The sequence below is a fragment of the Rugamonas apoptosis genome (assembly GCF_014042355.1).
GTDB classification, from domain to species: domain Bacteria; phylum Pseudomonadota; class Gammaproteobacteria; order Burkholderiales; family Burkholderiaceae_D; genus Rugamonas; species Rugamonas apoptosis.
Genome location: NZ_JACEZU010000007.1, coordinates 115,026 through 137,333 on the forward strand (window position 1 = coordinate 115,026; position 22,308 = coordinate 137,333).

The 22,308-nt window shown below is 65.3% G+C and carries 17 protein-coding genes and 2 pseudogenes; 10 read left to right on the forward strand and 9 right to left on the reverse strand.

The genetic code is table 11. The annotated features are described in order from the left end of the window. The first annotated feature begins 82 nt into the window (after nt 1-82). Entirely contained in the window at nt 83-247 is a 165-nt protein-coding gene (locus H3H39_RS15070) for a hypothetical protein (RefSeq protein WP_182154216.1), read from the forward strand. A 12-nt stretch (nt 248-259) separates the two neighbouring features. Here the strand turns inward: H3H39_RS15070 and H3H39_RS15075 are convergent, their stop codons facing one another. Both H3H39_RS15075 and H3H39_RS27935 read right to left on the reverse strand, forming a co-directional pair. Then, nucleotides 260-640 (reverse strand): c-type cytochrome, encoded by a 381-nt coding sequence (locus tag H3H39_RS15075; RefSeq protein ID WP_182154217.1) that lies wholly within the window; start codon nt 638-640, stop codon nt 260-262. 478 nt (nt 641-1,118) lie between these two features. Next, nucleotides 1,119-1,688, reverse strand: a pseudogene (locus H3H39_RS27935) (NUDIX domain-containing protein); the annotation flags it as partial. An 87-nt stretch (nt 1,689-1,775) separates the two neighbouring features. Here H3H39_RS27935 and H3H39_RS15085 point away from each other — a divergent pair. Both H3H39_RS15085 and H3H39_RS15090 read left to right on the forward strand, forming a co-directional pair. After that, nucleotides 1,776-2,543, forward strand: coding sequence for a DeoR/GlpR family DNA-binding transcription regulator (locus H3H39_RS15085; RefSeq protein ID WP_182154219.1), 768 nt, complete (start codon nt 1,776-1,778; stop codon nt 2,541-2,543). Nucleotides 2,544-2,615: 72 nt separating this feature from the next. Continuing rightward, a complete protein-coding gene (locus H3H39_RS15090) occupies nt 2,616-3,521 on the forward strand; it encodes a transporter substrate-binding domain-containing protein (protein WP_182154220.1) in 906 nt (301 codons plus the stop codon). Between the two features lie 39 nt (nt 3,522-3,560). On the opposite strand, the gene H3H39_RS15095 is transcribed toward H3H39_RS15090, so the two are convergent. The 7 genes from H3H39_RS15095 to puuE all read right to left on the reverse strand — a co-directional run bounded on the left by H3H39_RS15095 (nt 3,561) and on the right by puuE (nt 15,569). Then, entirely contained in the window at nt 3,561-4,631 is a 1,071-nt protein-coding gene (locus tag H3H39_RS15095) for a S1/P1 nuclease (RefSeq protein ID WP_311196929.1), read from the reverse strand. Further along, nucleotides 4,628-5,854, reverse strand: coding sequence for a phospholipase D-like domain-containing protein (locus tag H3H39_RS15100; RefSeq protein WP_182154450.1), 1,227 nt, complete (start codon nt 5,852-5,854; stop codon nt 4,628-4,630). The genes H3H39_RS15095 and H3H39_RS15100 overlap by 4 nt, the downstream gene beginning before the upstream one ends. An 8-nt stretch (nt 5,855-5,862) precedes the next feature. Continuing rightward, the gene (locus H3H39_RS15105) at nt 5,863-7,560 is read right to left on the reverse strand and encodes a bifunctional metallophosphatase/5'-nucleotidase (protein ID WP_182154221.1); all 1,698 of its coding nucleotides are present in this window, start codon (nt 7,558-7,560) and stop codon (nt 5,863-5,865) included. A gap of 183 nt (nt 7,561-7,743) precedes the next feature. Then, nucleotides 7,744-11,151, reverse strand: a complete 3,408-nt coding sequence (locus H3H39_RS15110; protein WP_182154222.1) for a TonB-dependent receptor — start codon at nt 11,149-11,151, stop codon at nt 7,744-7,746. 598 nt (nt 11,152-11,749) lie between these two features. Beyond that, nucleotides 11,750-13,258 carry an amidohydrolase family protein gene (locus H3H39_RS15115; protein ID WP_182154223.1) on the reverse strand — a complete coding sequence of 503 codons (1,509 nt, stop codon included), beginning with the start codon at nt 13,256-13,258 and terminating at the stop codon, nt 11,750-11,752. Nucleotides 13,259-13,290: 32 nt separating this feature from the next. Continuing rightward, nucleotides 13,291-14,586: a guanine deaminase gene (gene guaD, locus H3H39_RS15120; RefSeq protein ID WP_182154224.1), complete on the reverse strand. Its 1,296-nt coding sequence runs from the start codon at nt 14,584-14,586 to the stop codon at nt 13,291-13,293. A gap of 29 nt (nt 14,587-14,615) precedes the next feature. Beyond that, a complete protein-coding gene (gene puuE / locus H3H39_RS15125) occupies nt 14,616-15,569 on the reverse strand; it encodes an allantoinase PuuE (RefSeq protein ID WP_182154225.1) in 954 nt (317 codons plus the stop codon). A gap of 122 nt (nt 15,570-15,691) precedes the next feature. On the opposite strand from puuE, the gene uraH reads away from it, so the two are divergent. The 7 genes and pseudogenes from uraH (at nt 15,692) to H3H39_RS15160 (ending at nt 22,238) form a co-directional block, all read left to right on the forward strand. After that, nucleotides 15,692-16,042, forward strand: coding sequence for a hydroxyisourate hydrolase (gene uraH, locus H3H39_RS15130; RefSeq protein WP_182154226.1), 351 nt, complete (start codon nt 15,692-15,694; stop codon nt 16,040-16,042). A 264-nt stretch (nt 16,043-16,306) separates the two neighbouring features. Beyond that, on the forward strand, nt 16,307-17,617 hold the full coding sequence (locus tag H3H39_RS15135; RefSeq protein ID WP_182154227.1) for a cyclic di-GMP phosphodiesterase: 1,311 nt from the start codon (nt 16,307-16,309) through the stop codon (nt 17,615-17,617). Beyond that, nucleotides 17,614-19,344, forward strand: a complete 1,731-nt coding sequence (locus tag H3H39_RS15140) for a PAS domain-containing sensor histidine kinase (protein ID WP_182154228.1) — start codon at nt 17,614-17,616, stop codon at nt 19,342-19,344. The genes H3H39_RS15135 and H3H39_RS15140 overlap by 4 nt, the downstream gene beginning before the upstream one ends. Before the next feature lie 220 nt (nt 19,345-19,564). Further along, a complete protein-coding gene (locus tag H3H39_RS15145) occupies nt 19,565-20,029 on the forward strand; it encodes a rhodanese-like domain-containing protein (RefSeq protein WP_182154229.1) in 465 nt (154 codons plus the stop codon). A 3-nt stretch (nt 20,030-20,032) separates the two neighbouring features. Continuing rightward, nucleotides 20,033-20,956 (forward strand): serine O-acetyltransferase EpsC, encoded by a 924-nt coding sequence (gene epsC / locus H3H39_RS15150; RefSeq protein ID WP_182154230.1) that lies wholly within the window; start codon nt 20,033-20,035, stop codon nt 20,954-20,956. After that, nucleotides 20,953-21,239: pseudogene (locus H3H39_RS15155) on the forward strand (helix-turn-helix domain-containing protein). Before epsC ends, H3H39_RS15155 begins: the two are co-directional and overlap by 4 nt. Before the next feature lie 66 nt (nt 21,240-21,305). After that, nucleotides 21,306-22,238, forward strand: coding sequence for a family 2A encapsulin nanocompartment shell protein (locus H3H39_RS15160; protein WP_182154451.1), 933 nt, complete (start codon nt 21,306-21,308; stop codon nt 22,236-22,238). Nucleotides 22,239-22,308: the final 70 nt, after the last annotated feature.

The following is a 22,308-nucleotide window of genomic DNA, read 5'->3' on the forward strand; positions in this document are numbered from 1 at the left end:
CGCCCCGGCCCTCCCGGGAGTATGATGGGACTGGCGCGATGCCGGTTCCGGCCGTCGCGTTCCCACTGCACAGGAGGAAGTCATGCCCAAGTCCAGCCAAGGCCGGCAGCCCCGGCCCATGCACGCCCCGCCCTCGCGGACCGACACCATCGGCAAACAGAAGCAGCATGCCGAACAGGCCGAAGTGACGGGCCGCCACAAGAACGCGGGCCGCAACGACAACATCGGCCACAAGACGTCCAAGTAAGGTCGTAGCCCCTTAGCGCAACGTGCGCAGGTAGGCCAGCAGGTCGGCGATCTGCTGCGCGTCGCTGATGCCCCAAAAGCGCATGCGCGTGCCGGGCACCACGTCGCCGGGCGCGCGCAGGAAGGCGCTCAAAGCCTGCGCATTCCAGACGATGCGGGACTGTCGCATCGCGTCCGAATATTTGTAATCGCTGGTGGCTGCGGCCGGGCGGCCCACGATGCCGTTCAGCTGCGGGCCGAAGCCGCCGCGCGCGGACGGTCCCACCTGGTGGCAGGACGCGCACTTGCGAAAGGCCGTCTTGCCCGCCGCCACGTCGCCGGCCGCATGCACAGGACCGGACACGGCGCCAGCCAGCGCCAACAACGCCAGCCACCGCGGCATTGGTATCGTCATGATTGATTCCCAGAGCGGCGCACAACGCGCCGCCCGCATTATGCCTTGAACAGGCAACCCCATGACGTCATGGGGTGCTGCACACATAAAGCGCGACTCACACCGCGCGCGGAACCTCGTCCAGCGACTGGAACACCGGCAGGCCCAGGCCGCGCGCCGTCTCCACCATCAGATCGGCGCCGGCCGACGGGCCGCCGATGCGCAGCACGGCGTCGCAACGCGCCAGCAGGCGCTGCGCGTGCGGATGGAACAGCGCCTCGTACACGGCGTCGCCCGTGCCGCGCGAGCCGGCCAGCGCCAGCATCGGCAGCGCCAGCCACTCACCGAGCACGGGCACATGGCCTGCCTCGTACAGCGGCAGCGCGCACGCCTCCATGGCCGCCACGTTGCGCGCGATCAGGGCCGGATCGTCGCCGGTGCCGGAACGGTAAGGGCCGGCGATCAAAATCATCAGGCCGCGCGCCGGCACCGGCGGCAGCAGGTGACGCTGCGCGTACTGCAGCAGCATGATGGTCTTGCCGTCGGCGATGTGGCCCTGCTCCACCATGCGCATGGCTTGCTCGATCGGCAGTTCCAGCACTTCGATGTCCTCGCCCTCGTCAGCCACGCCGCCGCCCGCGCCGGCGCGCGCGTGCGGCTCGTACTCGGCCACGAAAAAGTGCAGCCGCTCCGTGACGGAACCGGGACTCATGTAGGCCTCGAACACCTTGCGCACCCGGCCCACCCGGTAGCCCGTCTCCTCCTCCACCTCGGCGCGGATGCGCTGCTCGGGCGTGGCGCGGTCGAGCAGCCCGGCCGCCGCCTCGATCAGGAAGCCGTCGGCGCCGTCGCGGTAGGCCGGCAGGCGGAACTGGCGGATCAGCACCACGCTGCGCCTGGCCCGGTGGTACAGCAGGATGGTGGCGCCATCGCCACGGTCATACGTCTCGCGCGACAGGGTTTGCCAGCTGCCATCGCGGCGCCGGTAGTCGAAGGTGGTCTTGCGCAGCACATACCAGTCGTCCGACAGGGTGTCGACGCGCTGGATGCGGATATGGTCATGGGGCATGGCGGGCTTTCGGGGTGGGGGAGGAAACTTGCTTTTTTCTACATTATCATGCAATATCGTGCAATATCAAGAAATTTCACGCACACCATGCTCGCTCGCCACCGCCAGGAATTGCTGCTCCAACGTTTGAAACAGGATGGCCAGATCGTCGCCAGCGCCCTCAGCGCGGAGCTGGGCCTGTCGGAGGACACCATCCGGCGCGATCTGCGCGAACTGGCGCGCGACGGCTTGCTGCAGCGGGTACACGGCGGCGCGCTGCCGCTGGCCCTGCCGCCCTCGCCCGCGCTGGGCAACTTCGCCCAGCGCCAGCACATTTCCACCGACGCCAAGCCGGCCATCGCGCGCGCGGCGGCCGCCATGATCGCGCCGGGCCAGGTGGTGTTCATCGACGGCGGCACCACGGCCGTGCAACTGGCGCGCCACCTGCCGCCCGAGCTGCGCGCCACCGTCGTCACCCACAGCCCGTCGGTGGCGGTGGAACTGGCCGAGCATCCGCTGGTGGAGGTGATCCTGGTGGGCGGCCACCTGTTCAAGCACTCCATCGTGGCCATGGGGCCGGACGCGCTCGAGGCCATCGCCCGCATCCGCACCGACCTGTATTTCATGGGCGTGTGCAGCCTGCACCCGGACCTGGGCCTGAGCACGGGCGACCATGACGAGGCGGGCGTCAAGCGCGCCATCAGCCAGGCGGCGCGCCGCACGGTGGTGCTGGCCTCGCCGGAAAAGCTGGACACGGCCGCCCCATTCCAGATCGCGCCGCTGACCCAGGTGGATACCATCGTGGTGCAGGCGGGCACGCCGGAAGCGCTGCTGGCACCCTACCGCCGCCTCGGCATCACACTGGTGCTGGCTTGACGTGGGCCGCTTGCACATGAGCAGCGTGGCGTGCCACACTGACACAGATATTCACCCCGAACCCAGCCGAGCATGAAACGCGACAAACAATGGCGCATCCCGGCCTGGCGGCTGTTGCTGCTGGCGGCCCTGTGCCTGCACGGCGCCAGAGCCCACGCCTACGATCGGCTGGTCTACCCCTTGTCGGTGGGGGTGGACAGCCGCTACGAGTACGACTGGGCCGTGCTGCGCATGGCGCTCGACAAGAGCCGCGCCCAGTACGGCGCCTACTCCCTGCACCAGGCCACCACCTCCATGTCGCCGGCCCGCATCACGCAGGAATTGCTGATGCCCACCGGCCACATCAACATTCTGGTACGGGCCACGGCGCCTGAACTGGAACAGCAATTCACGCCAGTGCGCATCCCCGTCGACCGTGGCCTGCTGGGCTACCGGGTGTTCCTCGTGCGCCGCGACGACCTGCCCCGCTTCGCCGCCGTACGGTCGCTGAACGACTTGCGGCCGCTGCGCGCCGGCCTGGGCAAGGACTGGAGCGACGTGCCCGTGCTGCGCGCGGCCGGGCTGCCGACCGAGGAAGGTTCGGCCTATGAAGGCTTGTTCTCCATGCTGGAAGCGGGCCGCTTCGACTACTTTTCGCGCGGGGCCGACGAGGCACTGCGCGAATACGGCGAGCGCCGCGACGCCCACCCGAAGCTGGCGATCGAGCCGATCCTGCTGCTGCACTACCCGCTGCCGCGCTACTTCTTCCTGCGGCGCGACGCGGAAGGCAAACAGCTGGCCGCCCGCATCGCGGCGGGCATGGAAATCATGGTGCGCGATGGCTCGCTCAACACCCTGTTCCAGCACTACAAGGGCGCCACCATCGCCGCCGCCAACCTCAGGCACCGGCGCGTGCTGACCATCCCCAACCCCACGCTGTCGCCCCAGACGCCGTTGTCGCGCAGCGAATTGTGGTACAACCCGCTGAACGGAAAGTAAGCCGCCCGCGCCGGCACTCGGGTCGACACTACGCCCGTCTCAGGGCCAGATCGCCCGCAGCAGCGCGGCAAGGTGGTAACCCGCCTTGGTCAACTGGGCGCGGGCGATGGCGGAACTGGGCACCGGATAATCGTCCGGCACCGTCAAACCCCACACCGCATATGCCTCGCCGTTGCGGGCCGTCTGGTACCCGATGGTGCCCGGCTTCGCGTCGGCATAGGCCAGCTTGGCCACGGCCAGTCCATCATCAGCCCACTGGTAAGGCCAATCCGCCGGCTCGCCCGTGTTGGCGACGATGGCCGGCCGGGCCGCGATCATCGCTTGCGCGAATTGTTTGGGCGTGCGCGTGCCGCTGCGGCGGAACGCATAATCGACCACGGTCGTGTCCCAATAACCGTGGAACGGCTGGGTGGGCGACTTGGGCTGCGTCCATGCCGGCGCTTCGTCGGCGGGACGTGGCAGCGGCGGCGGGATCATGCGCGCGCTGGCCGCGCCCAGGCGCGCATCGTCGAGCAGCAGGTTGTTGCCGCCGCGCGCATCGAACATATGGACCGCATCGACCTGGCCACGGCGCTCGGGCACCACGAAGCCCCCTTCCCCGCCCAGATACGCCGCCCCCACGTGCAGCGGCTGGTGAATGTCGCCCACCAGGTGCACCACCAGCAGCAAGGCCTGGCGCCGGCTGAAGTGGTGCGGGTTGCCGGCATCATCATCGTGGCCCTGCAGCACGGCGATGGCTTGCCTGAGGGTTTGCACGATGTCGTCATCGGCCGTGCCGACGGCATGGTCGCGGTAATGCTCCAGCTGGAACGGCACGTCCGCGTAGTGGTACTGGCTGTGGTGCGGATTGGCGGCCGTGTAGGCTTGCATTTCAGCCGTCTGCGGACCGCAGAAGGTGCCCTTCACGCAGTCGGCCCAGTTGGCGGCCTGCTCCAGCGATTCGCCGGGCAGCAGCAGGGCCGTCACATGCTTCCGGGCGGGGCTGTCCGCGATCAGCTGGGCCGCCATGGCGGCCACGGCACGGTGGCCATCGCTGCCCCAGGCCAGCGCATCACCGGCCACCGCCGCGCAGGCGCCCGCCAGCGCGGCGGCGATCAGCCGGCGTTTCACTGCGGGCTGCCCTTGGCCGGCTTGGGATACACCTTATTGATGTCGAGCGGCTGGGCGTAGGACGAGCTCCACGTCTGTTCATGCAGGGCGGCCAGGCGCTGCGCCATCTGGCCGTTGCGCATCACCACTTCCAGGTTGCGCGACAAGTCCATATAGCCACCCGCCCAGTTGCTGGTGCCGACCCAGGCCAGCTTGTCGTCGATCACCATGATCTTGCTGTGAATGACGCGGGCGAACGGGATGAAGCCGGCCGACGCCACCGGCAAGGTCACCACCCGCACTTCCACGTTCGGCAACACGGCCAGGCTTTTCAGGTAGACCTGCTCCGGCTCCTCCAGGTTCCAGTTCGACACCAGCAGCTTGACCTTCACACCGCGGTTGGCGGCGCTGCGCACGGCGTTGTCGATCACGGCGTAGTACGGGCGCGTGCCCTTGGGGCCGTAGCTGAGCGGCGCGTAGTCCAGCAACTGGATCCGCACTTCGCTCTGGGCCGTGGCCAGCAGGGCCGGCAAGCCCGTCTCGGAATCGCCCACGCCGGCCGGGTTGTAGCGGTTAGGGCTGGCCAACAGGAAGGCGTCCTGATTGAAGTCGGCGGCCACGGTGCGCGAGTTCAGCACGGGCGCCGGCATGCCCTGGGCCGCCAGCGCCTGGGCGCGCCAGTCCTGGTCGAACACGGCCTGCACCTGGCCCACGATGCGCGGCTCCGTGATGCGCAAGCCCGTTTCATGGATATGCTCGAACGAGCGCCAATCGAAATTCTGGCTGCCCACGTAAGCCGTGGCGCGGTCCACCACCAGGTATTTGGCGTGCAGGATGCCGTTGCCCGTCAACTGGTTGAAATCGATGATGTGCAGTTCCAGGTTGGGGATGGCCTTCAGGCGCTCGATAGTGGCCGCGTCGGACAGGCGCACGCCCTTCTGGTCCAGCAGAAAACGGATATGCACGCCGCGCTGGCCGGCCGCCTCCAGCCGCGTGAGCACGCGCTCAAACGCGCTGCCGGCCTGGCCGACGACGTAGAACTGGCCCAGCACGATTTCCTTGCGGGCCAGATCGAACAGCTCGCACCAGACGGTGGCCGGGTCGCGCAGGTCGGCGTTGACCAGCGTGGTTTCGCGCGGCGCCGTTTGCACCAGCTCGAAGCCGGGGATGGTGAACGCCGCATGGGCCAGCGAGGCCGTGCCCAGCAGCGCGGACAATAACAAAGAAGAAGGCAGACGACGCATCATGGTCCTTATGGTTGCGGGGCGCGCTGGATACGGCCCAGGGAATATTTGCTGCCGGCCGGTTTGTGCAACTGGTCGCGGCGGGTCAGGTAGGCGGCCACCGCGTCGCTCAGGTAGATGCCGGTGTTGGCGCGGCTGCGGCCACTGGTGAACATGGGGAAGGCATCGCCCCCCTCGGCCAGGAAATTATTGGTGGCCACGCGGTAGGGGCTATCCGGCTCCAGCGGCACGCCATGCAGGGTCACGCTGCCCGGCACCACGCGGCTCCCCACGGGCAGCTTGGGATTCCACTGGTAGCCAAAGCCGTCCGACACTTGCAGCAGCATGTGCTTGTCGCCATAGTCACCTTGCCATTGCTGCTCCAGCAGGGTGGCGATCTGGGCGCCCGTCAGGTTCATCACCACCACCGTATTCACGAACGGCAGCACGGTCTGCACCTGGCCCAGGGTGACGCTGCCATCCTTGCCCGCCGCCAGATCGTGGCGCATGCCGCCCAGGTTCATGAACGCGATCTGGGCCCCGAACGGCGCGCCGGCCTGCAGCGTGGCATCCGCCACCAGGTCGCCCAGCGGCGACTCGTCCACATCATCTTTATCGAGCGGGACGACTGGCACGGCCAGCCGTCCCACGGAACGGGCCAGCGCGGCCGTGCCGCGCGCGCGGACCCGGGCCAGCCAGGCGTCCAGCGCCGGGTCGGCCGGATAGCGACCCGCCAGCATCACCTCGTTGCTGGCGCTGATGGCGCGCACGCGGTTGTCGGCCGTGTCCACCGTGAGCCGGATGCGCGACAGCACATGGCCGGCCGTCTCGGCCTGGGTCACCACGCGGCCATCCACCTGGCACAGGTAGCCCTTGTGCGAGTGGCCGCTGACGACCAGCCGGATGGCCGGGTCGAGCCGCTTGACGATGTCCACGATGGGGCCTGTCAAATGGTCGCAGCCCGGCTGATCAAAATAATCGGTGGTGCGGCCCCCCTGGTGGATCAGCACCACGAACACGCCCACGCCCTGCTTGCGCAATTCCGGCAGCAAGGCGTTGATGGCGTTGGCCTCGTCGGTGAATTCCAGCCCGCTCACGCTGGAAGGCAGCGACAGCGCCGCCGTGTCCTTCAGCACGGCACCGATGAAGGCCACCCGCACGCCATGCGCCGTCTCGATCTGATAGGCCGGGACGATGGGCTTGCGGGTCACCATATCGAGCACGTTGGCGGCCAGGTAGCTGAAATGGGCGCCGCCGTAATTGGGCGCGAACTGGCACGCCTTGTCGGCGCGGGGCGAGACGCAACCGCCCTTCTGCTGGCGCAGCAGCTCGGCGCGGCCCAGGTCGAACTCATGGTTGCCCAGGGCGCTGGCGCGCAAGCCCAGCAGGTCGAGCGCGCCGACGGCCGGTTCATCGGCCCACATGGACGAGATCGACGGGCTGGCGCCCACCATGTCGCCCGCGCCCACCAGCAGCAATTCGCTATCGTCCTTGCGCCACGCCTGCAGGGCCGCGCCCAGCGCATCGATGCCGCCGGCCTGCGCCGTCGTCTCGCGCCGGTCGCGCGCGCTGGTGTAGGTGTAGGCGCTCGGCTCCAGGTTGCCATGGAAATCGTTGAGCGCCACCAGGTTGATGACGGCCGTGTGCGGCGGTGGTGGTGGGCTGGCGCAAGCGGCCAGCAGGGCCGCCAGCGCGGCGGCGGCCAGGGGACGGAGCAAGGAATTCATCGTGATTCGCATCAGTGAGAAGCGGATATTGTACAGGCGGCACCCCCAGAAAATCGGGGACGGACCCCGATTTTCCCATCGGGAAAAATCAGGGTCCGTCCCCGATTTTCTGGTTGCCACTATGAAAAAACGGCTGATGTCGCCATCAGCCGTCCGGTCTTGCTTAGCTACCCATTGGTACGCTTAGAACTCGTACTTGACGGTAGCCTGGATCGCCCACTGCGATTCGCCTTTGACCTGGCGAGTCACCATCGGCTCGACTGCGTCGCGCACTTTGTAGATGTACTTGCCGCTAGGGTCCAGACCGACGAAATCGACAAAGCTGCGCGCCTGCGCGCCGCCGGCGCCCAGATCGCTGTTGAAGCCCACTTCGTTGATGCGGCCCCATTTCTTGTTCAGCAGGTTGCCGAAGTTGAACAGGTCCAGCGTGAACGATGCCTTGTGATCCTTCCACAGGCCAGGGATCTCCTGCTTCAGGCGCAGGTCGACGGTGTTGGTCCATGGCGAGAAGTCGGTGTTGCGACCGACCACGCCGCCGGCCGCTTTCTTCAGCACCGAATTGGCGTTGACCACCGACCAGAACTTGGTTTCGTTGGCATGGTTGGTGGCGGTATCGCCGGCGAACACCACCTCGCCCGAACCTGGCGCCGAAGGGATGTACATCAGGTCGTTGCCGGTATAGCCGTCGCCGTTCAAGTCGTTGTTGTAGGTCCAGCTGTATGGCTTGCCGCTGCGGCCTTCATAGAACACGCCGAAGGTGGTCTTGTAGGCACCGAAGAAACGCTTCTGGAAGTTGACCAGCGCGTTGATGCGGTTCTTGACCAGGTAGCCCGAGTTGCCCGCCACGTTCTCGTTCGGATTGAACACCGAGCGGCCGCCGTAGTTGGAGCTGGACGTCGACGAGGTCAGCGGCGACACTTCGGTCGCGTCCGTGTAGGTGTACGACACGGACCAGCTGATACCGGCCGTCATCGGGCGGCTCAGCGACACGGTGGCCAGGTTGCTGCCGCCCTTGTCGGTGCCGGTGGCCACCAGCACGTTGGTGAAGGCTGCGTTGCTGAGCGCCTTGGTACGGCCGCCGGCGCACGCGCCGCCGCTGGTGGTCAACACGCCGGTCGGGCTCCAGCAGGCCGGGTTGTAGGACTGGGTGGTGTAGTACAGGTCGCGGCCGTCGCTGCCGGTCTTGGTCGCCACGCCCAGGTTCAGGTTCTGGTAGTAGATGCCGTCCTTGACCTTGGTGTTCAGGTATTCGGCGCTGAACACGATGCCATACCACGGCAGTTCGGTATCGAACGCGATGTTGGCCTTCCACACCGAAGGCTGCTTCAGGCCAGGCGCCAGCGCGTCGACCGCCGCCGCCGGAGCGGCGCCGGCGAAGTTGCTGGGCTGGTTATTGATGTCCGGGGTGAACAGGCTGCCGGCATTGGCGCACGCCGCGAACGAACCGCCGCAGCCGATGTTGTGGGTGGCCACGCCAGGGTTGGAGAACGGATTGGACAACCACACCGTGGCCGCCGCGCCCTGGAACAGGCCGGCGCCGCCGCGCACCTGCATCTGGCGCGCGCTGTCGAGGTTGTAGTTGAAGCCCGCGCGTGGCTGCCAGACGTTTTCGCCGTCGAAGGTGACGGTGTTGTCCAGGTTGAAGCCGCCCGTGGCGCGCTTGCCGGTGGCCACGTCGCCCGCCACCGGCGCGGCCGCCACGGCGTTGTTCTTGCGTGGACGCTCGCCCACGTGGGTCTGGTCCAGTCGCAGGCCGTAGCTCAGCGTCAGGCGCGGGTTGACCGACCAGGTATCCTGTACGAAAGTGCCGGTATCCTTCAGGCTGAAACGGGCCACGGCGTCGTCCAGCGTCAGGCCGGCGTTGGGCACCTGCAGCGTGTATTGCGACGGACGGCCGGCGCGGAAGTTGTCCAGCACGGCCGCTTCGACCTGCGCGTTGGTGGTGCAGGTCTGGCCCCAGCCCGTCACGCAGGAGAACGAGTAGTTGCCCCAGATGTTTTGCAGGAAGGCGTTGTAGACGTCGTTCTTGTTGTAGTCGGCGCCGAACTTGACTTCGTGGTCGCCCAGCGACCAGTTGGCGCCCAGGTAGGCGTCCTTGGTCTTGGTGCCGAGGATGTTGCGGTGACGGCTGTTGTCGGTGCCAAACAGCAGCGAGCGCTGCGTGGTCGGCACGCTGGCCGGGGTGCCATCCGGGGTCGGGCCGGTGAAGCTCAAGCCGATCAACGGCAGTTGCGTGTTCAGCGTGGGCGTGCTGTCATAGTCGCGCGAGGACAGCTTGAGTTCGGTCGAGAAAGTCGGGGTCCAGTCGGCGGTCCACTGGGCCACCAGGGTTTCGATGGTCTTGGCCTGCGAGAACCATTCCGAGTTCAGCGACACGCCGGTGGCGCTCAGGCCGGAGAATTGCGGCTCGGTCTGATTGGTCTTGGACCAGCGCAGCATGGCGCGGTGGTTTTCGTTGATGTTCCAGTCCAGCTTGACCAGGCTGTCGTCCACCACCAGTTTCGAGCCCGGGGTCTGGGCCGAGGTGCCGATATCGATGCCGTATTTGTCCTTGGCGATGGCCTGGGCGCCGGCGATGGCCGAATTGGTGATACCGACGTTGGTGTACGGGCTGCCGATCGGGCCGAAGGCTGGCGCCAGGCGGGTCGATTCCAGCTTCTCATAGGCGGCAAAGATGAACAGCTTGTCCTGGATCAGCGGGCCGCCGACAGTGGCACCCTTGGTGGTTTCCTTGAACGAAGGCGGGGCCGAGTAGGTATCGGTGGCGGCGTTGTAGCGGTCGCCGGCCAGGCTGTCGTTGCGGAACACGTAGTAGGCGCTGCCATGCACCTGGTTGGTGCCGGACTTGGTGACGGCGTTGATGTTGCCGCCCGTGTAGCCCTTCTGGGTCACGTCGTAGTTGGCCACGTTGACCTGCACCGACTGGATCGCCTCGATCGAGATCGGCTGCTTGGCCGTCGGGCTGCCGTTCGACTCCAGGCCGAAGGTGTCGTTGACGGCCACGCCGTCGATGGTCAGCGAGTTGTAGCGCGAGTTCTGCCCGGCCACGGACATTTCGCCGCGTTCCTTGTCGGTCTGCGACACGCGGGGGTCGGCGCGCGCGTAGTCCTGCAGGTTGCGGTTGATGGAGCCCTGGATATCGAGCTCGGTGCGGCCGATGCTGGTACCGGCGCCCATGGTGGTCTTGGAGAATTTCTCGGAACGGCCGCCGGCCACGCCGGCGATGGTCACGGTCTGCATGGCAGGCGCGCCCAGGGTAGCGTCCACGTTGGCCGTTTCAGCCAGCTGGATGAACACGTTCTCGCGCTTTTCCGACACACCGTCCTTGGTGATGGTGATCGTGTACGGACCGCCGGTGCGCAGGCCGCGCGCCACGTAGCGCCCTTCCGCGTCCGTCACCACGTTGTTGACCGTACCGGACTCGGTATGGACGATGGTGACGACGGCGCCACCGGCCGGCTTGCCGTCGGCAGCCGAAATGCGGCCGCCGATGGCCGAGGTGGTGTTTTGCGAGAAGGCGGGCGCTGCCGCGAGGGCGATGGACAGGCTGAGCGCGATCTGCGTCAGCCGGAGCCGTTTGTGATCAATCATGTGTAACCCCAAATAGACGAATAGTTATATGGAATCCGCGCGGATAACGGGAATTCCTCTTTACTGTGCTGCAACTGGTAAGCCGCGTGGCCGCTGGCCGAACATCTGCCGCTGCACGCCATGCCTGGCGTTGCCCCTGCGGGCGCAACGCACAAGTGTAACGGTCCTATATTTCAGGGTAATGACAGCTTTATGGCAATGTTGCTCATAATGAAAATGGCGCCGATAAGCGCCGCCGAACACCGTCACGACCCCGCGTAAGCCCATCTCGAAGCTGTTGGAGAAGAAATAATATTGCTTTTTTGGATCATTCCATCCCACTATGCATGACGGCAAAATGGTTGACAAATACGATTTATCTTGGAGATTAAGATGAGAAGCAAATAAATAGGACCGAAAAACGCATGGCGGACTTGAGACAAAGGCAAGGCCGGGGCTGCACGGGCGGATTATAGTTCAGGCCATAGTGGCATGAAAATAATTCATCTATTGATCGCGATCAATCTAGAGGAAGTCCACCAATTTATGTCGCGCAAGGGCAACGGCGCACCGCCGCGCCGCGCACGGAGGCGCGGCGCGGCGGCGGCACGGACAGGGCTTACTTGCGCCGGGGTTCAGCGGCGGCGATGGCCGCTTCGAACTGGGCAAATTTGCCGTCCAGCGCCTTGAGCAGGCGCTGCTTGTCGGCCGGGGCCAGGAAGGAATAACGCAGGCTATCGTAGGACAGCTTTTTCACTTGCGCGTAGTCGGGCCGGTAGCGGGCCGCGTACAACACATACTCGCCCGACAGGTTGTTGCGCGACACGCCCGCGTCGTCCGTGGCCAGCACGAACGGCACCCCATACTTGCGGTACAGCGTGACGGGATGGGCCGCGCCCTTGATCCCGAGGATGAAGTCGTTGCTGCTCAGGTTGACTTCGACCGCGATGCCCTTGTCATGCATGGTTTTCATGATGGCCAAGGGATTGCTCTCATGCGCGATGTCCATGCCGTGGCCGATGCGGCTGGCGCCGGCCACCTCCACCGCATCCTTGATGTGGAAGGTCAGCCCCTCCGGCGGCACCATGCCCAGCGCCAGCTCGCCCGCATGCAGCGCCAGCTTGACGGTCGGGTACTTCGCTTTCAGGAACTTAAACATCTGCATGTGCATCGCGTAATCACGCATGGACACGTTGACGCTTTCCTGCCCCACGATGTTGACCCCGACGATCTGCGGGCTCATGGCCGCCAGCCTGAAGCTCGCCACCATGGACGCGAACACCTGCGACGGCGACAGGAAGCGCAGCACGAATGGCTGGAAGCGCATGGTGAAGCGGGCGTCGTCGATCCCGGCGCTGCCGGTCTTGAGGTTGTCCAGGTAAGACGCGATCCACTGCTGGTAGCCCTGCTCGTGTTCCAGCTGCGCGCTGTAGGCTTCCAGTGCGGCGTCCGTCACGCCATGGGCCAGCGCGCCGCGGTCGAAGTCGTCGTTATGGGTGAACGGGGCCAGCTCGAAGATGGTTTCGATATAGCTCAGGTTTTCCTGGATGGCGCGCAGCTTGAGGCGCTGCAGACCATCGCGCGCGTTGGTCGACGACACCGGACCGAAATAGCCGAAGGTGTCGAAGAACTGGCGGTCCGGCGGCGACTGGGGGCCGCTGTGGTTGTAGAAATCCTTGTCCGACCAGCGCTGCAGCAGCTGGGTCAGCAAGGTGTTATCGCCCATCACCTGCTGCCCCGTCACGCAGGCGCGCTCGGCGGCCGGCCTGGCCTGCTCGGCGGCGATGGTGGCCTGGTCCGTTTCGATGCGGTAGCTGGCGCGGTTGACGCAGTAATGCTGCTGGTCCACCCACTCCAGGTACTGCTCGGCGTAGAGGGCGCCCGAATAGTGGTGGTGCAGGTCACCGCCCTTGGGCATCATGGTGAAGAACATGGTCAGCTCGGCCAGTTTGGGCTCACTGCCGGCCACCAGCGCGGCGAAATGGCGCTCGGTGATCGCTTCGTTGCCGCGGGCCGCATTGGCCGCGTTGGCGCCGGCGGCGGCATAAGCCGCGTGCGGCAAGGCGCAGGCGGCGAGGACGGCGGCGGCGGCACCGGGCAGCATCAGGCTGGCGATTTTTCTTGGCATGCGGTGGTCTCGCTAAGGTTGGAGGTCGAACATCAGGCAGCGTCGCGCACGTGCACCGGCTGGCCGGCCGCGTAGGTGGCGGCCACGGCGCGGTCGTCGCCCAGCAGCGCCAGCGCGAACAGCAATTCCTCCAGGCTGGCGCAGTGGCTGGTACGGCGCTGCAGCAGCGGCGTGGCTTGCGGATCGAGCACGATGAAATCCGCTTCCGCACCGGGCGCGAAACCGCCTATCGTCCCCTCCAGCCCCATGGCGCGGGCCGCGCCCAAGGTGGCCAGGTAGAACATGCGCAAGGCCGGCAGATAGCTGCCTGTCAAGCGCGCTACTTTATAGGCTTCATTCATCGTTTGCAACATCGAGCACGAGGTGCCGCCGCCCACGTCCGTGGCCAGCGCCATGCGCATGCCGGCGCGGTCGGCCTGGGCGAAGTCGAACAGGCCGCTGCCGAGGAACAGGTTGGAGGTGGGACAGACGGCCGCCGCCGCCCCTGTCGCGGCCATGCGGGCGCGGTCGGCGTCGTCCAGCCAGATGCAATGGCCGTACACGGCGCGCGGGCGCAGCAGGCCGCAGCGCTCGTACACATCGAGGTAGCTGCGCGCTTGCGGGAACAGCTCGCGCACCCAGCGGCATTCATCGGCGTTTTCCGACACGTGGCTTTGCACGAAGGTGTCCGGCCAGGCCGTGGCCAGTTCACCGGCCAGCCGCAATTGCGCCTCGCTGGAGGTGGGTGCGAAACGGGGCGTGATGGCGTACAGCGCGCGGCCCCGCTTATGCCAGCGCCGGATCAGCGCCTCGCTGTCGCGGGCGCCCGATTCGGCCGTGTCGCGCAGCCATTCCGGGCAGTGGCGGTCCATCAGCACCTTGCCGGCCACCATGCGCAACTGGCGCTGTTCGGCGGCGGCGAAGAATGCGTCCACCGAGGCCGCGTGCACAGTGCAGTACACCATGGCCGTGGTGGTGCCGCAGCGCAGCAGTTCGTCGAGGAAAAATTCCGCCGTGCGGGCCGCGTGCGCCGGGTCGGCGAACTGGCGCTCGGTGGGAAAGGTATAGGTTTCCAGCCACGGCAGCAGGCCCGGCGCCGGCGAGGCAATCATGTCCGTCTGCGGGTAGTGGACGTGGGTGTCGATGAAGCCGGGGGTGATCAACTTGCCGCTGTAGTCATGCAGCGGCGTGCCCGGCGCCAGCGTGGCGTGCAGCGTGGTGTAATCGCCGGCCGCCACCACCCGGCCCTCATCGACCAGCAGCAAACCATCCTCATGCCAGCTGTGGGCGTGCTCGCTGAAGGCGGGATCGGCATGAAAGTGGAGCAGGCTGGCGCGGTAGGCTTGCATGGTGGCTCCCTTCACCTCTCAACCGGAGGTCAACCTGAAAACGGATGGTAAGTGTGCCAGTGCTCGGCGATGTCGATGCGGCGCGTGATCCACACCTGGTCATGGCTTTGCACGTAGTCGAGGAAGCGCGCCAGCGCGGCGGCGCGGGCCGGCCGGCCCACCAGCCGGCAGTGCAGGCCGATCGACAGCATCTTCGGCTGGTTCAAGCCGTTCGGGTCGCCTTCCGCGTACAGCACGTCGAACGCGTCCTTCAGGTAGTCGAAGAACTGGGTGCCCGAGTTGAAGCCCTGCATGGCGGCGAAGCGCATGTCGTTGGTATCGAGCGTGTAGGGCACGATCAGTTGCGGCGCCACGGCCGCCTGGCCGCTGGCGTCGGTGTAGTCCACCTTCTGCCAGAACGGCAGGTCATCGCCGTAATAATCGGCGTCATAGCGGAAGCCGCCGTGTTCCACCACCAGCTTGCGGGTGTTGGGCGAGTCGCGGCCCGTGTACCAGCCTTGCGGCGCGGCGCCCGTCAAGTCCTTGATGATGGCCACCGCTTCGCGCATGTGCTCCCGTTCCGTGGCCTCGTCCATGTTCTGGTAGGTGATCCAGCGCAGGCCGTGGCAGGCGATTTCATGACCCAGTTGCTGGAACGCGGCCACCGCTTCCGGATTGCGTTTCAGCGCCATGGCCACGCCGAAGATGGTCAGCGGCAGCTTGCGTTCCTCGAACATGCGCAGCAAGCGCCACAGGCCGGCCCGCGAGCCGTATTCATAGATCGATTCCATGCTCAGGTGGCGGTTGGGGAAAGCGGCCGCGCCGATGATCTCCGACAGGAAGGTTTCCGACGCGGCGTCGCCATGCAGCACGTTATTCTCGCCGCCCTCCTCATAATTGAGCACGAACTGCAACGCCACCCTGGCCTTGCCCGGCCAGTTGGCGTGCGGTGGGGTGCGGCCGTAGCCGATCATGTCGCGCGGGTAGTTATCGTATGTGGTCATCGTCGGTCAGCTGGAAAGAGTGGCAATGAAGGATATATGGCGCATCATATATTGCTCCGTCGGCCACAGTATATGATTTGTTACATAGACACCACCACCCAAACATATATGGAGGAGAGACCATGGGTAAGCTTAGTACGCACGTGCTCGATATCACCGTCGGCAAGCCTGGCGCCGGCGTGAAAGTGGCGCTGTACGCCGTCGGGCCGGCCGGCAAGACCTTGCTGAAGACGGACGTCACCAACGCCGACGGCCGTTGCGCCCCGCTGCTGGAAGGCGACGCCATGCAAGTGGGCCAGTACGAGCTGGTGTTCGACGCGGGCGACTACTTCGCGGCGCAAGGCGTCGAGATGCCTGCCCCCCGCTTCATCGACCGGGTCACGCTGGCGTTTGGCATCGCCAGCGTGGCGCAGAATTACCACGTGCCGCTGGTGGTGTCGCCGTGGGCTTATTCCACCTACCGCGGCAGTTAAGCGTCCCGCCCCGCCCCCGCGCGCAGCAGCCGGTGCGACCTGCACGCAACGCTAGCGAATTGATAGCATCAACAGCCACGGGCCGCGTGCCCGTGGGCATTGCCGCTCACCAACTTCCGATCAAGAATGATCCGATTCTCTGCTGCGCAAAGCCCGATTCCGTAGCATGATGTTGTTCAGCAAGCAGCTACAGTCAGTATCGCGCTGCTTGCATACCGTAAGTGACGGACCATCGTGCAGTTGCCACCGGGGGCTAGCGAAATCATGCTCGACCAAGCCGAAATTTCCATCGAACAGTTGCGGGTGGGCCTGTACGTGCACTTGGACTTGAAGTGGTTCGAGCATCCATTCGCGTTCAGCCACTTCAAGATCAAGGACGAGGAGCAGATCCAGGTGCTGCGCGGCCTGGGCTTGCGCAAGGTGCGCATCAGTCCCGCGCTCTGCGATCCTGGCGCCACGCCCAAACCGTTGGCCAGCGATGCCGCCGCCGACAGCGCCGCGGCAAGCGCGCCGGCGCCCGCCCCGCCCCCGGCCCCGGCCCCGGCCCTGTCCGCCATGCAGCAAGCCAAGCGCGCCATGGTGGAACGCATCAACCAGCAGCGCGAACAGGCGGGCCAGATCGAGAAAGCCTTTCTCGACGCGGGCCGCACCATCCGTTCCATCGAAACCAATCTGTTCAGCAAACCGGCCGCCAGCGTGGAACAGGCCAACCAGCTGATAACGCAAATCGTCGATTCCATCCTGTGTGCACCCGAGCTGGCGATCCACGTCATGGGCGACAAGGTGGGCGGCGAGGAACAGTATGTGCACTCGCTCAACGTGACCATGCTGTCGATGATGATCGCGCGCGACATCGGACTACCGCACGCCGTGATCTCCATGCTGGGCATGGGCGCGCTGCTGCACGACATCGGCCACAAGAACGTGTCCGACAAGATCCTCAACAAACCCGAGGCGCTCACCCGGGCCGAGCAGAACGCCTACCAGATGCACTGCGAGCACGGCGCCGAGATGGCCAAACAACTGGGGTTGGCGCCGGCCGTGGCCGCCATCATCCGCGACCACCACGAACTGTACGACGGCAGCGGCTTTCCCCGTGGGCTCAAAGGCGAGGCCATCAGCGTGCTGACCCGCATCGTCTCCATCGCCGACCATTACGACGAGCTGTGCAACCCGTTCCACCTGGCGGCCGCCCTCACCCCGCACGACGCGCTGTCGCAGATGTTCGCCCGCCAGCGCGACAAGTTCGACCCCAAGCTGCTGCAGATCTTCATCCGCTGCCTGGGCGTCTACCCGCCCGGCACCGTGGTGCAATTATCGAACGGCGTGCTGGGCATGGTGGCCACCGTCAACACCAGCAAGCCCATGAAACCGATCGTCGTCATCTACGACGCGGCCGTGCCCAAGCACGAAGCCATCCTGGTCGACATGGAGCGCGAATCCAGCCTCAACATCGTCAAGTCGCTCAAGCCGGCGCAAGTGCCGCAGGACGTGTTGCGCTACCTGAGCCCACGCAAGCGGGTCAGCTACTACTTCGACGCCAGCACGGGCGGCCAGGGGGCGGCCGCCTCATGAGCAGCCGCAGCCTCCACCAACTGATGCTCGACCACAGCCCGCACATGATGCTGCTGGTCGAACCGCACAGCCTGCGCATCCTCGGCGCCAACCGCGGCGTGGCACTGGCACTGGGCTACCATGAGGACGCCCTGCCCGGCTTGACCATCACCGACATCGAAAGTTCGCTGCCGGACGTGTTCTACTGGGAGGACGTGCGCAACGGCCTGTACCAGGATATTGAAGCCCAGGAAGGCGAGTACCGCTGCGCCGACGCCAGCATGCTGACGGTGTCCAAGTCGGTGCGCGTGATCGAGCACAATGGCGCGCCCTTGCTGCTGGTGCAGGCGCGCGACATCCGCCACGAACGCCAGGTGGAGGACGTGCTGGAACAAACCCTGTCGCAGCTGCGCGCCACGCTGGAATCGACCGGTAACGGCATCCTGGTGCTGGACTGGCAAGGCAAGATCGCCAGCATGAACCGCCTGTTCAGCAATATGTGGGGCGTGCCGGCGGCACTGCTGGACACGCGCGACGATGGCGCCATCCTGGCCTTCCTGTCGGCCCAGGTGAGCGAGAGCACCCTGTGCCGCACGCTGCTGAGCGCCGTGGTCAGCGAGGACGAGACGGAACACTTGCTGCAACTGCTCGATGGCCGCGTGTTCGAATGCCGCGCGCGCCCGCAGTACCTGGGCGAGCGCATCGTGGGCCGGGTCTTCAGCTACACCGACATCACGGAGCGCCAGCGGGCCGAGGCGGCGCTGCGCGAATCGCGCGACCAGCTGGAAGCGCGCGTGCTGAGCCGCACGGCCGACCTGCAACGCGCCAACGCCACGCTGGAGACGGAGAAGGCTTGCCAGCAGGAGCTGATCCGCAAACTGAACGAAGCCCAGAACCAGTTGCTGCAATCGGAGAAGATGGCCTCGATCGGGGTGCTGGCGGCTGGCGTGGCGCACGAGATCAACAACCCGATCGCCTTCGTCAATTCCAACCTGAACGCGCTGCAGCAGTACGGGCGCGACATGCTGCGCCTGCTCGACGCCTACGAGGAAAACGAAGCGGCGCTGGCGCCCGGGCAACTGGACGCCATCGCCCGCCTCAAGCGCGACATCGACGCCGACTTCATGCGCGAGGACCTGGGCAGCCTGCTCAACGAGTCGCGCGAGGGACTGGAGCGGGTGATGCGCATCGTGCAGGACTTGAAGTATTTCTCGCACGTGGACAGCAGCGGCCTGGTGCTGGCCAACCTGGAACAGGGGCTGGACAGCACCCTCAACGTGGTGTGGAACGAGATCAAGTACAAGGCCGAGGTGGTCAAGGAATATGGCGGCATCCCCCAGGTGACGTGCTTCCCGTCGCAACTGAACCAGGTATTCATGAATTTACTCGTCAACGCCGCCCACGCCATCGAGGACCGCGGCCGCATCACGGTGCGCACCGGCGGCAGCGATGGCCACGTGTGGGTCGAAGTGGAGGACAGCGGCAAGGGCATCCCGCCTGAACTGCTGGGCCGCATCTTCGAACCGTTCTTCACCACCAAGCCGGTCGGCAAGGGCACGGGGCTGGGCTTGTCGCTGTCGTACGGCATCGTGCAAAAGCATGGCGGCCATATCACCGTGCACAGCGAGGTGGGCAAGGGCTCCGTGTTCCGGGTGGTGCTGCCGCTGGAACGGCCGGTGGACGATGAAGCGGCCGAGGCCGATGCGGATGTTGGGGCCGAGCCGGCCCAGGTGTCAGCGGCCGGTTGACGGTCCGGCTTCCTTATCTGATTTGACGGCTTGCTTGACCGCTTGCGGCGCATCCCCATACTCCACCAGTTGCCACGTCACGGGGCCAGGCTGAATGGGGTCCCCCCACTCTCTCGCCCTTATGTATTTCCCATCTTTGTGAAGTTGGTTTTATTCGTTTCGTTTGATATTAACGAAACGTATGCTGGTGTCTATCGCCACCAAGTCACAAAGGTAAGCCATGTCGGAATTAATACTCGAATTGCCGGAGCAATTGCTCACAGCTAAAACACAGGCTCAATTATCCGGGCTGTCTTATGCGGGAGGCATCCCGCCCGCCATCGCATGGGAGTTGTTCATCAGCGGCCAGGCGCTGCTGGTGGATGTCCGCACGACGGAAGAGCGTAAATTCGTCGGCCACGTGCCCGAGAGCCTGCACGTGCCTTGGGCTACCGGCACCGCCCTGGTTCGCAATCCCCGCTTCGTCCGCGAACTCGAAAGCAAGATCGGCGGCAAAGAAACGGTCGCATTGCTGCTGTGCCGAAGCGGCAAACGCTCCGCGCTGGCAGCGGAGGCGGCGGCCAAGGCTGGCCTGCTCCACGTCTTCAATGTGCTGGAAGGCTTCGAAGGTGAAATCGATGAACGGCAACAACGGGGCAAGGCCGATGGCTGGCGCTTCCACAATTTGCCTTGGGTGCAGGACTGAACGATGGCCACCTTCGACATCGCGGGCATCGTACAGTCGTTGCACGAAACGCGCCACCATTGGCGGCAGTCAAACAGCCGGAACAGCGAAGCGGGCAACCGAAAATTTCCGTCGCGCGATGCGCTGTCCGCCATCCTCGACTGCTTGAAAGGCGTGCTGTTTCCCATGCGCCTGGGACCGCTCGACCTACGCCAGGAAAGTGAGAATTTCCACGTCGCCCATGCCCTGGACGCCGCACTGCATGCCTTGCTCAAACAGGTGACCCGCGAATTGGCGTACAACGCGGGCTTACGCGGGGAAGCTGGCCGTCCCGTCGATGAGGAGGCGTTGGCGATCGTGCACCGCTTCGCCGCCGCGCTACCGGAAATTCGCCGTTTGCTCGATAGCGATGTGCTGGCCGCCTACCAGGGCGATCCCGCCGCCAGCAGCGTGGACGAGGTCTTGTTGTGCTATCCCGGGGTGCTGGCGATGATTCATTACCGGCTCGCGCATGAACTGTATGGGCTGGGCCTTCCGCTGCTGGCACGCATCGTCAGTGAACTGGCGCACAGCACGACCGGTATCGACATTCACCCTGGCGCACGGATCGGTGCAGGATTCTTCATCGACCATGGCACCGGCGTCGTGATCGGTGAAACGGCGGTGATCGGCGCACGCGTGCGCGTCTATCAAGCCGTGACGCTGGGCGCCAAACGCTTCCCAAAGGATGGCCACGGCACGCTGCAAAAAGGCTTGCCGCGCCATCCGGTGCTGGAGGACGACGTGGTGATTTATGCCGGCGCCACGATCCTGGGGCGCATCACGGTGGGGCAAGGGGCTGTCATCGGCGGCAATGTCTGGCTGACGCACGATGTACCGCCCGGTGGCCGGATTGTCCAGGCCGAGTCGCGCGAGGGCGCATTGGCCAACGGCATAGGTGGCACATGACAGCGCAACCGGCTCTGCCCAACCCACTGGTGCAGGAATTCGGACTCGGCGTACGGCGATTGCGGGAAGCGCAAGGCTGGTCGCAGGAGCGCCTGGCTGAAAATTCCAACCTGAATCGCTCGTATATCGGCGAGATCGAGCGCGGCAGCGCGATCGCCTCACTGCTCACCGTCGAGAAGCTGGCGGCGGCGTTGAACCTGACACCGTCCGAACTGCTGATGCATGGCGAAACCCGGCGTCAGGCGGCCGCCGCGCCGCACGCTTGATGGCTATAGCATGTTGAGTACTCAAGTATCGCGCTGCACACTACGTCCGCAACTTTCTTTAACTAATCTGGATGGGAGTCATGATGGCGGTAACTGTTGGCGGGACCACGGCGCTGGGCGATAAAGCGGCACGGCAATTAGCGAATGCAACCAAGACCGCGCCACAGCTGTCGACCATCAGCCCGCGCTGGCTGACACATCTGCTGCAATGGGTGCCGGTGGAGGCCGGTATCTATCGCCTCAATCAGGTGAGCAATCCGGAAGCGATCAAGGTCACGTGCACCGCACGACAGGAAGAAAACCAGTTGCCGCGCACCTTCGTCGACTACGACGACCATCCGCGCGAGTACTTCCTGAACGCTGTCTCGACCATCCTGGATGTGCATACCCGCGTGTCCGACTTGTACAGCAGTCCGCACGACCAGATCAAGGAACAGCTGCGCCTGACGATAGAAACCATCAAGGAAAATCAGGAAAGCGAGCTGATTAACAACCCCGACTACGGTTTGCTGTCCCAGGTGAGCGACGCGCAGCGCATTTTCCCGCTGACGGGTGCGCCGACGCCGGACGACCTGGACGAATTGCTGACCAAGGTGTGGAAAGAACCCGCGTTTTTCCTGGCCCACCCCTTGGCGATCGCCGCATTTGGCCGCGAGGCGACCCGCCGTGGCACGCCGCCTCCCACGATCAGCCTGTTTGGTTCCCAGTTCATCACCTGGCGCGGCATTCCGCTCATTCCATCGGATAAGATTCCAGTGGCCGATGGTAAATCCAAGATTCTGCTGCTGCGCGTGGGCGATAAGCGCCAAGGGGTGGTGGGCCTGTACCAGCCGGGGCTGCCGGGAGAGCAGAGTCCAGGCTTGTCGGTGCGTTTCATGGGCATCAACAACCAAGCCATTTCGTCTTACCTGATTTCACTCTACTGTTCGCTGGCGGTATTGACGCCAGATGCCTTGGCTGTGCTGGACGATGTGGAGATCGGCAAATACCACGATTACGCGGACACCTATAAGTAAGGAGATGCCGTGAGTCTTCCATCTCCAACCTTGCCGGAGCCGTCCGGCGCGCCGTTCGACCTGGCGCTGT